The 12,609-nt window shown below is 53.5% G+C and carries 13 protein-coding genes; 8 read left to right on the top strand and 5 right to left on the bottom strand.

Annotation, left to right across the window (positions count from 1 at the left end):
* Positions 1–325: 325 nt before the first annotated feature.
* Positions 326–1,303, top strand: a complete 978-nt coding sequence (locus PUR_RS21370; protein ID WP_179036990.1) for an aldose 1-epimerase — start codon at positions 326–328, stop codon at positions 1,301–1,303.
* A gap of 261 nt (positions 1,304–1,564) precedes the next feature.
* Positions 1,565–1,801: an alpha/beta-type small acid-soluble spore protein gene (locus PUR_RS21375; protein ID WP_179036991.1), complete on the top strand. Its 237-nt coding sequence runs from the start codon at positions 1,565–1,567 to the stop codon at positions 1,799–1,801.
* Between the two features lie 117 nt (positions 1,802–1,918).
* Here the strand turns inward: PUR_RS21375 and PUR_RS21380 are convergent, their stop codons facing one another.
* Positions 1,919–2,326 carry an O-methyltransferase gene (locus PUR_RS21380; RefSeq protein WP_179036992.1) on the bottom strand — a complete coding sequence of 136 codons (408 nt, stop codon included), beginning with the start codon at positions 2,324–2,326 and terminating at the stop codon, positions 1,919–1,921.
* A gap of 300 nt (positions 2,327–2,626) precedes the next feature.
* Positions 2,627–4,426 (bottom strand): M3 family oligoendopeptidase, encoded by a 1,800-nt coding sequence (locus tag PUR_RS21385; RefSeq protein WP_179036993.1) that lies wholly within the window; start codon positions 4,424–4,426, stop codon positions 2,627–2,629.
* 263 nt (positions 4,427–4,689) lie between these two features.
* Between PUR_RS21385 and PUR_RS21390 the strand changes: the two genes are divergently transcribed.
* Positions 4,690–4,872 carry a YycC family protein gene (locus tag PUR_RS21390; protein WP_179036994.1) on the top strand — a complete coding sequence of 61 codons (183 nt, stop codon included), beginning with the start codon at positions 4,690–4,692 and terminating at the stop codon, positions 4,870–4,872.
* Complete coding sequence (locus tag PUR_RS21395) at positions 4,869–5,099, top strand: hypothetical protein (RefSeq protein ID WP_179036995.1); 231 nt, start codon at positions 4,869–4,871, stop codon at positions 5,097–5,099. The genes PUR_RS21390 and PUR_RS21395 overlap by 4 nt, the downstream gene beginning before the upstream one ends.
* A 41-nt stretch (positions 5,100–5,140) precedes the next feature.
* On the opposite strand, the gene PUR_RS21400 is transcribed toward PUR_RS21395, so the two are convergent.
* Both PUR_RS21400 and PUR_RS21405 read right to left on the bottom strand, forming a co-directional pair.
* Positions 5,141–5,851, bottom strand: a complete 711-nt coding sequence (locus PUR_RS21400) for a DUF2225 domain-containing protein (RefSeq protein ID WP_179036996.1) — start codon at positions 5,849–5,851, stop codon at positions 5,141–5,143.
* Between the two features lie 33 nt (positions 5,852–5,884).
* Positions 5,885–6,274 carry a globin domain-containing protein gene (locus PUR_RS21405; RefSeq protein WP_179036997.1) on the bottom strand — a complete coding sequence of 130 codons (390 nt, stop codon included), beginning with the start codon at positions 6,272–6,274 and terminating at the stop codon, positions 5,885–5,887.
* A 495-nt stretch (positions 6,275–6,769) separates the two neighbouring features.
* Between PUR_RS21405 and ylbJ the strand changes: the two genes are divergently transcribed.
* From ylbJ to PUR_RS21425, 4 genes are all read left to right on the top strand, one after another.
* Positions 6,770–8,020: a sporulation integral membrane protein YlbJ gene (gene ylbJ, locus PUR_RS21410; protein WP_179036998.1), complete on the top strand. Its 1,251-nt coding sequence runs from the start codon at positions 6,770–6,772 to the stop codon at positions 8,018–8,020.
* A gap of 108 nt (positions 8,021–8,128) precedes the next feature.
* Complete coding sequence (locus PUR_RS21415; RefSeq protein WP_179036999.1) at positions 8,129–8,932, top strand: NAD kinase; 804 nt, start codon at positions 8,129–8,131, stop codon at positions 8,930–8,932.
* 195 nt (positions 8,933–9,127) lie between these two features.
* The gene (locus tag PUR_RS21420) at positions 9,128–10,318 is read left to right on the top strand and encodes a copper amine oxidase N-terminal domain-containing protein (RefSeq protein WP_179037000.1); all 1,191 of its coding nucleotides are present in this window, start codon (positions 9,128–9,130) and stop codon (positions 10,316–10,318) included.
* Between the two features lie 13 nt (positions 10,319–10,331).
* On the top strand, positions 10,332–11,783 hold the full coding sequence (locus tag PUR_RS21425) for a S41 family peptidase (protein WP_179037001.1): 1,452 nt from the start codon (positions 10,332–10,334) through the stop codon (positions 11,781–11,783).
* Positions 11,784–11,917: 134 nt separating this feature from the next.
* On the opposite strand, the gene PUR_RS21430 is transcribed toward PUR_RS21425, so the two are convergent.
* Positions 11,918–12,589 carry a YutD family protein gene (locus PUR_RS21430; RefSeq protein ID WP_179037002.1) on the bottom strand — a complete coding sequence of 224 codons (672 nt, stop codon included), beginning with the start codon at positions 12,587–12,589 and terminating at the stop codon, positions 11,918–11,920.
* Positions 12,590–12,609: the final 20 nt, after the last annotated feature.

The raw sequence follows: 12,609 nt of genomic DNA on the forward strand, positions 1-12,609 counted from the left end.
TAACGGGGAAGATCCGGCCGGTCTACCAGGGAAGATTTCCCGTTCGATCGCGGCGCTCAGGGGTCCATTCATCCGGGAGGCATTCTCCGGTTCGCATCACCCACCGGCTTTCTGATGGCCTGTCACTCCCGCCTACTTATCCCCGTCATCGCATTGACAACATCGTTAACTGAGTTCATCATAGAGCCCGAAGATAAGTTTGTCAAATGGGCATTTCGCAATATACTGAAATCTTCAACCGCTTGAACATAATTCTGTTATGATAAGGATATCGTGTTTACATTTACATTTTCGAATTAAGCGTATGAAAAAAGGAGCATGGATCATGAAACAGGTGACCAAAGGGCAATGGTGCGGTTATGACACTTACATTTTGCATAGCCGCGATTTGGAAGTCACGCTGCTGCCGCGTCTCGGCAACAACGTAATCTCCCTGTGGGACCGAAAGGAAGGGCGGGAAGTTCTGCGCCGGCCGGATGAGGCCGACCTGGATTTTTATATGCAGAAGCCCTATCACTTCGGTATTCCGCTCTTGATTCCACCGGGGCGCATCGCCAAGGGACAGTTTGAATTTGATGGCGCGCATTACCAGTTTGACCGCAACACCGCCGGCGACAATCATATTCATGGCCTGCACCGGACACAGTCCTGGTGCGTCAGCGATATCGAGGAAGACGATGAAGGCTGTGCGGTAACCACCGAATTCAAGACGACAGACGATCCCCACTGGATGGAACAGCTGCCGGCCCCGCTCCAATTCGAAATGACATTCCGGCTGCAGGATGCGGTATTGAATCAGACTCTGAAGGTGACCCATCTGGGCGGCGAACGAAGCATCCCCTTCGGTATCGGCTATCACACCTGGTTCATGATCGACGGCCAGCCGAGGCGGTGGAGCCTTAAGCTGCCGGTGGAGAGCATTTACGAGCTGAACGACCAGCTCCTGCCCAGCGGAAAGGTTAATCCCCTCGGTTCGCTCGAAGCCTTGAATGAAGGAATGAACCTTCAGGGCACCAATTTCGACACCGCTCTGCGGATCGGCGATAAGACTCCCGTCCAAGCTCTTCTGCTCCGTGATGACGGCTACGGGCTCCGCTACAGCGCGGACGAGAACTATTTCCGTCATTGGGTGGTCTATACAAAGGGGCCTGCCGATCTTTATCTCTGCGCCGAGCCGTATACGTGGCTGCCGGATGCGCCCAACGTTTCCCAAGATCCAAACTTCACCGGGCTGCTGACGCTTGCTCCCGGTCAGAGTCTTGAACTGAAAACCTCAATTGAAATGATATATCCTGAAGACTGACATTTCCGCAGCCGTATCAGATGCTGCAACCTAACGCTAAAAGGGCAACCCGGCGAAATACTCGGGTTGCCCTTTTGCTTACTTTCAAGGATCACATTAGCCATTCCGCGCACCTGCATTCCGGGGAAAATCCGCAGGAAACCCGCAATTCCCGGGTCTTTTTATACACTTATTCCCAGCCTTAAAACCTTTCTTTATCATGCATGAATTCCCGCCTCCACGCTCATACTATCTCTACCAAGGACGAAGGAGGTGACACACATGGGTCAAGTAGGTCAAAGCCAAGGTCGCAGCAGCCGTTCCAACAACCTGGTCGTTCCTCAAGCAACCGCTGCGCTGCAACAACTGAAACTTGAAGCGGCGCAAGAGCTTGGAGTAACTATTCCTCAAGACGGGTACTATGGTAACTACACTTCCCGCGAAACCGGTTCTCTGGGAGGGTATATCACCAAACGTCTTGTACAACTGGCAGAGCAACAACTCTCCGGTCGTGTGTAATGCATAGTCCATCGTTTTTATTCAGCCGGTCCGAATGGGCCAGCCGAACAGCTAGTCGGCCTCCCGCTTCGCTGAAGCGGGGGCTTTTTCAAATACAATTATGATTAAACAGCGAAGTTATCCGCAATAATGATCAGTCTCGGCCTGCGTGTTCCGGGGATAGCGGATCATCAGATTAGCCATGTTGTAATTGGATTCCATTACGGCGTCGACCATTACAATTCCCTGCCTTACGGCAAATTCATAGCTGATTTCGCCATGCGTCCACCGCCGCTTGAAGTTCAGACTTTCCAGAGCCATCAGGCGAAACGAGGACAACTGCCCGGCGGTAAGCCCCTCCCCCTTGTCGGTGAATGTGCCGCTGCGTCCGGATAGAGGATTATGGCGGATACCGAATTTGCCAATGACATTATTTCGTATTTGTACAAATACGGTCCCGGAAGACAATCCCGACAATTCCTCCTGAAGCTCTTTAAACACCAGATCCATCTGCCTCGCCAAAGACAATTGTTCCGTCTTAAGCATATCTTTCCTCCTCTTTATACATACAGCCTTACTGCCTAAGGCTTAGGACTCATTATAGGATATCCGACCAAGCCACACAACAATAATCAACATAATTGGGTTATAATCCCTATATATGCGCATTTTTCATCATTTTCTTCCAAATACCTGCTGTTTAATCGATTGTTTTCGACAAATATCCATGAAAAACGACCCCCGTAATGCAATACATCGCGAGGGTCGTTCATATTCACACAATAAAAACGCAATTAGATGGGCTTTATTGCATCAATAAATGCATACATTTGCGTAGATGCGAAGTCAAGCTAAATGCTTCGTCATGTCCAGAAAGGTGGAGATGTCTTCAAGAATCAAGTCGGCGGCTCCCTGCCAGAAGTCCGGCTGCGTCAAATCCACGCCCAAATGCTTGCGGGCCAGATCCTCAAGCGTCATAACGCCGGTGTCGCGCAGCAGCGCATCGTATTTGTCCGCAAAGGACGGACCCTCCTGCAGAGCAAGACGGTAAAGGCCGGTGCTGAACATGTAACCGACGGTGTACGGGAAATTATAGAACGGCACGCCCGTAATATAAAAATGCAGCTTGGACGCCCAGAAATGCGGATGGTAGCCGGACAAAATCCCGCCGAACGCTTCCTTCTGCGCCTCCGCCATAAGCGTTGAAATCTCCTCCGCACTGACCAATCCCGCCTTGCGCTTCTCGTAAAATCGGGTCTCGAACAGGAACCGGGCATGTATGTTCATGAAAAAAGCGACGCTGTTCTGAATCTTCTCCTCGAGCAGAGCCAGCTTCTCTTCATCGCTGTCCGCCGCCTTGACCTGCGCGTCGGATACGATAACTTCGGCGAACGTCGAGGCCGTTTCGGCCACGTTCATGGCGTAGTTCTGATTGAGCACGGGCTGGTCATCCAGCAGGAAGGAATGGTAGGCGTGGCCGAGCTCATGGGCCAGTGTGGCGACATTGGAAGGCGTGCCGCTGTACGTCATAAAGATCCGCGATTCCTTGATCAGCGGGAACGAGACGCAGAAGCCGCCAGGACGCTTGCCCGGCCGATCCTCCACTTCAATCCAGCTGCTGTCGAATGCGCGCTCTGCAAATTCCGCAAGCTTCGGACTGAATTTTCCGAACTGAGTGACGATTTCTTCAGCCGCCCGGTCATAGGATATCTTGCCTGAAGAACTCGCCAGCGGGGCTTCCACGTCTTCCCAGCCGAGCTTCTCCAGTCCCAGCAGCTTCGCCTTGCGCTCCAAGTATGAGATGAGGGCCGGCTTGCTCTTGACGATAACGTCCCACATGACGTCCAGCGACTCGCGAGACATGCGGTTGATGCTGAGCGGCTCCTTCAGCACATCGTCCCATCCCCGGCGTTCATAGAGCTTCAGGCGGAAGCCAGCCAGATGATTCAGCGTATCCGCGGCATAATCGGCGACGCCTTCCCACGCCTTTTCCCATTTGGCGAACATTTCCTTGCGGGCTTTATTGTCATTAACGTGCAGCTTGTTGAAAGCTTGGCCCGCCGACAGCAGCTTCTCTCCGTCCTCATCTGAGTATGGAATGGAGATGGAACTGACGATCGTCTCATAGTGCTCGCTCCAGCCGTGGTAGCCGTCCACCGCCAATTCAAGCGCCAGGCTCTCCAGTTCCGGGCTCATTTTCTCGCGGGCCTGGTCCCGGCTTTCACTCAGCACGAACGATAGCGGCGCGATTTCGGGCCGCTCGATCCACTCCGCCCACACCTCGTCTCCGGTTTGGCGCAGCACATTCTCGAATTCCGACGATACGCCCTGAAACCGGGCGCTGAGTCCGGCTACTGTTCCAGACAAGCGGATGGCCCCTTTATCCTGCTGGTTCTGCGCGCCAAGGCATCCGGCGAACTCCGATGCCTGAACCAGCCGCGCGGTACAGCTTTGCAGGAGGTCGATCACGCCGTCCAGATTTTTCGTCGACTCCAAATCCTCCGGAGCCTGGGCTGCTCTTACCTTCTCCGCAAGCATGCCGATATCGTTCTCCAGTTCGCTTAAGAAGCGTTCAAACTCGGGAGATGAAGATCCCCCCGGAAAGAGAGAATCGAGTTCCCAGGTCAGAGACAACGGCTGTTTCATCTTCTATCACCATTCCTTTACGTATGATCCATTCTAGAATCCGTTAATGCAACATTCGCTTTGTAATACGCCGCATCCCATGGTAAAGTGAATAACACGTCTTACCTTATTAAGCATTGTGCGGACATCCAGGGTTCCGGCTTATTTATCGTAATCCAAAGACGTGAATGCTTCAACTCGTCTACAGCTTGTACCCGTAAGCGTTTGGCTTGGATTCTGCAAAATGACTTTATATTTTACAAGAGGACAGGAGGACATTGACAATGCGGCCACTGCAAATTTCGCCGGAAACGGCCTTGGCGCTCTCCAAGCAGCTGGGTGTGCCCCTTGAACACTTGATGCATATGCCCCAGCATATTTTAATGCAAAAAATAGCCGAGCTATCCAAAAAAAATACGGATGCCGACAGCGGGAAAGCCGGCGGTGAAGGCAAGGACGAAGCATGATTCCATTCAGCCATTCTTGGCCGTATGAACTTATTCTGGGCGATTTATACGTCCAGTCCTGCCCTTTTTGCGATGCGGAGAACGTGCTTCTCCCGATGAAGCCCAAAGAGCTGCAAAGCGTTCGGGAAGGCAAGAAAAAGCTGCTTGTCTTCCCGTGCTGCAGCGAAAGGCCCGTTGTCGTGGACAGCGACGGCGATTATCTATTGTTTGACCGGGCGGTGCGTTAAGCGCCGCCTCTTTGTTATGGGTATAACCGGCAGGTTCTTCGTTACGCCCCTGTCAGAGTCGTTCCCGCAGCCGGACCGCTTTGTTCCCCGAGCATCTGCTCTCGGATAACCGCCCACTGCTCGCGCGCCGCTCGAATCATCGAGGCATCCATAATCCGCCGATCGTTGATCAGGCGCGAGAACCATTTAACCGCTTCGGAGAACCGGCCAGACCGGCGGTTAAGCTCACCGATCAGAAACATTAGCCGCGCGTCGTTCCCCGCGACTCCGTCCTGCTCAAACACTTGAATATAGGACTCCAGCGAATATTGTATAAAGCGCTGTTCCTGCCCGTTATCGCCTTGGTAACGGTACATCCAGGCGATATGGTGCAGAAGGCTTGCGATGATGCGCTCTTTGTCGTGAATGCACTGCGCGCAGAGTAGCGCCAGCTTGTAGGTTACCAGTGCTTCCGCCCAGCTCCGCTTGCCTCCGAAATCCCGGTGCAGCCAACGGCCGCCGATCCACTCGTTAAACGCCTTCCGCTGCCAATCGGCCAGCATACCCACGGAGTTCTCCGTAGAGGCAAAGCCGCAGGAAGGACATACCCTAACGACGTAGTAATCCGGGTTCTCATCCTTGTAGTAAGCGCAAAAATCCGCATCCCGGCGAAAAGCCTTCTTAAGGCTTGGACGCACTCTTGAGGTTTCGAACTCTTTTTCACAGTTGCAGCATGTTACTTTGATGGAGTACAGGGGCTCCAAGTGGGTCATCTGCCCTCATTCCTTTCACGCGTCAGTCACGCATTAATCTGATTCAGCGGGCATGTTGACAAAGTGGCGGGCCGGACCTGCCAGCCGCTGCAGTACGAAAGTCCGGAGCGGCTCTTCAACGCCGGTTTCCTCCAGCGCTTCTCCCATGCAGTTCAGCCATTCTTCCGACCGTTCCTCCGTAATCGGCACATGCATATGGCGGGCTCTCATCATGGGATGTCCGTATACCTCGGAATACAGCGGCGGGCCGCCGAAGAATTGAGTGAGGAAGCGGTACTGCTTATCCATAACGGGAGAAATATCTGCCGGAAAAAGAGGACCAAGCCGCGGGTGGGCCTGCACTTTGCCATAAAACACTTCCACGAGCTTGCGCAGCCTTTCGGCTCCCCCCAGGTTTTCATATATGCTTTCATTCGGATTCATCGAAGCAACCAACTTTCCGCCTTTTTTAATTATATCGGCCTATTGATTATATAAAATTAAGGGTAGTTCGACATCTTTCGCTAAAAAATTATAAACGACAAAAAAACCATTCCCCAGTGAAATAAGGCCCGCTCATGAAGCCCTCTTTCTAAGAAAAGGTGCCTAGGTATATATTACCCCAAAAAGCCAAAAAAGACGCTAAACAAATGTTTAGCGTCTGCAGCATATTAATAGGTCCGCCAATCCTCATCGCCGGGAGAGACGAGGGAGGCCCGGATGACATAAACAAAAGCGCAAACGAGAACGCCGGCAACTACGCTCATCATCATCACTCCATCCCTGAATATTAAAGTTTTCGGAAAGGTGCTTTAATTAATTTTTATAATATCATAAATACAGCAAAAATGCACTCCTAATTGTAATCGCTTTCTTTATTTTTTTGTGATGTTTGTCCCTTTAATCGCATATCTTACCATAGACCGGGAGGCGTAAATTATGACCTTAAACAAGCTAAGAGGCCCGCTTCTGGCGCTGGGACTCGCCGGCTGCATGCTGCTCCTGCTGCTTCATCCCGAGGCGGCTCTCGGCGCCGCGCTGCGCGGACTCGCCATCTGGTGGGATGTGCTGTTTCCGTCGCTTTTTCCTTTCTTTGTCATCTCCGAGCTCATGCTCGGCTTCGGGGTCGTCCACCTGTTCGGTGCTTTGTTTGATCCGCTGATGCGCCCGCTCTTTCGTATTCCCGGAAGCGGCGGCTTTGTGATGGCGATGGGCTATGTGTCCGGCTATCCGGTAGGAGCCCGGCTGACGGCCAAGCTCCGGGAGCAGAATCTGCTTACCCGGGTGGAAGGTGAAAGGCTCGTGGCCTTTACGACTTCCTCCGACCCGATCTTTCTGCTCGGCGCGGTATCGGTCGGCTTCTTTCAGAATGCTGCTCTGGGGCCTTGCCTGGCGATCGCCCATTACGGCAGCGGTCTTCTCGTCGGGCTGCTGATGTCCTTTCACGGGCGCAAGGAAGAGGCTGGAGCCGCGCTCGGGTCTATCCAGGCACAGGAGACACCCCGATCCGGCAAGCCGAAGCATCAGAATGCGGGCGGTCTCGGCGCCGCCTTCGCCTCCATGGCTGAGGCCCGCCGCCGCGACGGACGGACGCTTGGAGAGCTTCTAAAGGGGGCGGTGCAATCCTCTCTGCATCTTATTATTGTCGTAGGGGGCCTGGTTGTATTCTTCACTGTACTGATGGAACTGCTGAACCGTGCGGGAGTGATGGCCTTCCTCTTCTCGGTTATCGGACGGTTTCTCTCGCTGTTCGGTTTCCCCGGCGGGCTGGCCGAGGCGATAACCAGCGGTTTTTTCGAGGTGACGCTGGGCGCCAAGGGGGCCGGAAACGCGGCGGCCTCGCTTCCCTTCAAAGCAGCAGCAGCCGCTTTTATTCTCTCCTGGGGAGGCCTGTCCGTTCACGCCCAGGTCGCCAGCATTTGGAACGGTACCGGACTTCGCTATGTGCCGTTCATGGCCGCCCGCTTTCTGCATGCCTTTCTGGCTGCCGGATTTACACTGCTCCTCTGGCGGCCGATGATGGAAGCATCGCCCGCGCTGGCCCGCCTTTGGACGCCGGTTCCCGCTCTGTACTCACCCGCCTCGGGATTCGAGCTGCTCTGCCTCCTGTTGGCCTGCACTCTGCTGCTGTCGCTCGCAGCGGCGGCGGCAGGCAGGCTCCTGCGGCTTCTGCGCCGGCCCCGAAGCTGACTCTGGTACTTTAGCGGGGACCCTGAAAAAGATGTCAAACATTGTTTTCCTGACTAAGATTGATTATGATCGGTGTATGACAGAACCTAACAAAGGAGTCTATTCACCTTGAGATATTATGTCCTGGACCGCGGCGATCAACTGTCCATTGATCTCAGTCAACAGTTTCACAAGCTTGCGAAGGAGCGGGGACTGCAGCTAGACGCAGAATCTCCCGAAATTGTCGTTTCCATCGGCGGAGACGGTACGATGCTTCACGCCTTCCATACCTTTATTGACCGGATACCCGAGCTTGCTTTCGTCGGTGTCCATACGGGCCACCTCGGCTTCTATGCGGACTGGAAAGCTGAAGAACTGTCCACTCTGGTAGATTATATGTGCGGTAAGGCAGATCATCTTCCGCATAAGCCGCGGATCGTCAAGTATCCGCTTCTGGAGCTGGAAATTCACAAGAAATCAGGCACTTCTTCTCATATTGCCCTTAACGAGTTCACTCTGAAAGGGGTTGACGGTACGGTCGTTCTTCAGATCGATATCAACGACGAGACGTTCGAGATGTTCCGCGGGGACGGCATCTGCATCTCCACGCCTTCCGGAAGTACAGCCTACAACAAAAGCCTCGGAGGCGCGATGGTCCATCCCTCCATTGAAGCTCTCCAGATCTCGGAGATTGCGTCGATTAACAATCGGGTGTTCCGCACGATGGGTTCCCCGCTGCTTCTGCCCAAGCATCACCATTGCGACATTTTCTCCTGCAGGGAACAGAAACTGATGCTTACCCTGGATCATATCAACTATCCTATCGACGATCTGATTTCCGTCCGGTGCCAGGTATCGGAGAAAAAGGTCAGCTTCGCCCGTTACCGGCCGTTTCCATTCTGGAGCCGTGTACGCTCGGCATTCCTTATTTAGCAGCTCCCGAAGACGCTTCCAATTATTCACCCCGCACCGAGCCCGTGCAGCAGCCGTCCCCGGCTGTTGGCGCAGGGCGTCTTTTTGCCTGCAATCTAGCAGAGCAGGCGTTTTACGCCGATAGACATAGGAAGAAACGAAATGGTACAATGAGGATATTTTACAAAGAGTTACATAAAAAAGGGGAGAAAATTGTTGAACAAGTGGTTTACAATGCTGGGGGCTCTCTTGTTGTCCCTGGCTCTCGCCGTTCCCGCCTTCGCGGCGCAAGCACCGATTACGGTCTATGTTGACGGCGTCCGGCTTTCCTTTTCGGCAGGCTCTCCTTATTTGCAGAACGGCTCGGTGATGGTTCCGTTCAGGGCCGTGTTCGAGAAGCTTGGCCTGAAAGTGGGCTGGGATCCCGTGGCGCGTTCGGTCACCGGAACAAGCACAAACCTGAACCTGCGCCTGACCATCGGCAGCAACCGCGCCTCGGTCAACAGCACGGTCCGCAAGCTCCCGGCCGCCCCCGTACAAACCGGAGGAACCGCCTATGTGCCGCTGCGCTTTATCGGCGAAGCCACCGGCGGGAAAGTCGTGTGGAACCCGGCCTCAAGAAGCGTCCAAATTACTACGCCTGTATCCAAAAACCGGGATGAGGAAGACATTGCCTCTCTGATGAACACCCTGACAAGCTATTTCAACTCGGAGAATGCCGCTGGAATCGCCTCTTTGGCCCAGACCGGCTCCGACTTTGCCCAAAGCGTCACCGGCCTTGAGCGCATGTTCCAGGCTTACGATTTGAAGAGCGAGGTGAAGAGCATGGATATCCTCGGCCTGAAAGACAATGAAGCGACGGTAGCCACAGTGGAGACCTCTACACGTACCGGAGGGACCTATATTCCGGACTCCCAAGACGAGTACATATACACACTGGTGCGAAGCGGATCATGGAAAATTTCCGATGTGCAGAATCAAAAGTCGACCGTTCTCTTCACGCGGGAACAAGGGATGCAGCGGGCGGAGATGCCGCAGGGCACCGATAACGCTATCCAGGATACGCTCAAACGCCATTATGAAAGCTTGAACGATAAAAATGTGACTGTAATGCTGTCCACTATGACTTCTTACGGCGAGGATTACGATAACACACAAAAATCATCCCTGGAAGAATTCTTCAAAATGTATGATTTAGCCTATACCTTATCGGCTTCGAACGTCTTTTACTTCAATGGAGCCGAAGCAGCCGTTTATGTGGAGCAGCAGGTTACGGATAAGAATGAATCGGTATCGTACAATCAAGCCCTTATTCTTCTTCTCGATAAGTCGGCTGACGGCGCTTGGACCATTAGTGACAGCTATACCGTCTCCAATTCAGTGGAAGGCGAACCAAATAATCCGTAAAGGACGTTATAACATGACATTTAAAAAGCTTACGGCATCTGCGGCCGGCGCCTGTTTGGCCTTGTCGCTGATTCTGTCTCCCGCAGCAATGGCGGCCGACAGCGCTCAGGCTACCAGCCAAGCATCCTCGGATACCGATTTAATCAATGAGGTAATGCAGTATGTGGAGAAATACAACCTGACCGGAGCCGACAAAGACGCCTTGATCCGCGCCGCGATCGACGGCATGGTGGATTCGCTTGACGATCCTTACAGCCAGTATTTCAGCAGCGACGAGAGCAAGGAGCTTCAAAGTCAGCTGGCTTTGGATTATGTCGGCATCGGAGTTCAGCTGGCCTACGCGGGCAACGAGCTGTACATCGAGCAGGTCATGGCCGGATCGCCTGCGGAGAGTGCCGGACTGAAACGCGGAGATACCATTCTGAAGATCAACGGCGTGAAGATCAGCGATATCGAAGGCGATACCCTGAGCGGAAAGGAAGGCACCAAGGTGACTCTGCTCATCCAGCGGAACGGCGCATCCAAGACGTACACTGTGAAGCGCAGCGAAATCGCGTATCCGTCCGTTACCGGCAAAATTGTCGGGCCCAAAATCGCCTATATTTCGCTCAACGGCTTCACGGAAGATTCCGATGAAGAATTCGCGGCCGTGCTCAAAAATATGCGCGCTTCAGGAATGAGGTCCATAATTCTCGATCTTCGCAACAATGGCGGCGGCTATATGGATTCGGCTTATAATATCGCTTCCCAGTTCATCGACAAAGGCATTATGATGTATACTGCGGACAACACGGATGTACTTACCCCGGTAACGATTACGAATGGCTCCAAAATGGATGTGCCTGTGATCATTCTGACGAATGAATATACGGCCAGCGCCTCCGAAGCGCTGACCGGAGCGCTGCACGACAATGAGCTGGCTACGGTCGTCGGCACCAAAACCTATGGAAAAGCCCGGATTCAAAGCCTGCTTGACCTGTCGGACGGCGGCCTGCTCAAGCTGACCACGGAACGGTATCTGACTCCGGATAAAGTCGATTTCAACCATATCGGTCTGACCCCGGATATCGAGATCAAGGACGATGCGGCGCAGATCATTACCGCGCTTCAGCTTGCGGGCATGAAATCGATCGAAGCCGCGGGCGACAACCATATTCTCGACGTGAACGGTTTCGCTTTTTCCGGCAATGTCGGTCTGGTGAAGCAGGGCGGCAGCGTGTACGCTTCCTCCCGCGTTCTAACCGCTTTGGTTGAAGGCGATCTGACCTGGGATGCCAAGAATAAGAAAGTGATTATCGCTGCCGGGTCCGGCAAGACTTTCGGCTTCAGCGTTTCCTCCAAAGAGGCGCTCTATCAGAACGGGGAAACGTATATCGCGCTGAATGCCTTCAAGAAAAAGTTCCCTGCGCTGGCCTGGAGCTATAACAAAACGCAGAACCGCATTACTGTTTCTGTGAAATCTTAGGGAGTGATCGATAACTCCGCCGAACTTATATTTTAACAAAAAGGTGCCGCAAGGCGTTCATCGGAACGTCTTGCGGCACCTTTTATTCATATGCCGACTGCGCAAGCCGGCGCTGTTAAGTCATTTCAAGAGCGTTACGATTGTCCCGCGGGACCTTGGGGCGGTTTCTGCCGAGAATCCCTGCCTTGAGCTTCGCGGCTCTGATACTCCCGGGACGGGTTCGGCTTCGGCTGGTTGTCCCGGCTTTGATTATCCCTCGCCTGATTATCGCGGGCTCCTTTTCTGCCCTGATAATCCTTGTTTCGGTTGTCTCTGCCGCGATCCTTGCCCGGTCTATCTTTGGAAGTATACTCTCTGGACGGCACCTCTCTGGAAACCGCCGATTCCGCCTGAAACTTACGGGAGGAAACTTGCGGAATGCCCTCCTCTTTGGGAGCGCCCTCCTGGGAGACCGTCACCTTGCCCGGCACCTCCTTTGGAGCCTCGCCAGGCTCCTTAACCAGAATGTCTTTGGCATTCGGGTCTTTTTGAGCATCCTTCATCTTGCGGAGGACAAAATAGGCACAGCCGAAGTTGCAGTATTCATTGATGTAATCGATCAGACCGGAAATGGCCGTATCCCGGTTCACTTTCGGATGGTTATCCCGGTAAAAACCTTTCAGGCGCAGCTGGCTGTAGCCCCAATCCCCGACAATATAATCGTAGCGCTCGAGCACCTCACTGTATCTTCCGCGGAAGCCTTCCGGATTCCAGCCCTCCTTATGGTTCACCATAAGCTCGTAACATTTACCGCCTATAACGATCAAGCAAGACTCGCCTGCCTTTC

Source organism: Paenibacillus sp. URB8-2, from assembly GCF_013393385.1.
Taxonomy (GTDB): Bacteria; Bacillota; Bacilli; order Paenibacillales; family Paenibacillaceae; genus Paenibacillus_AQ.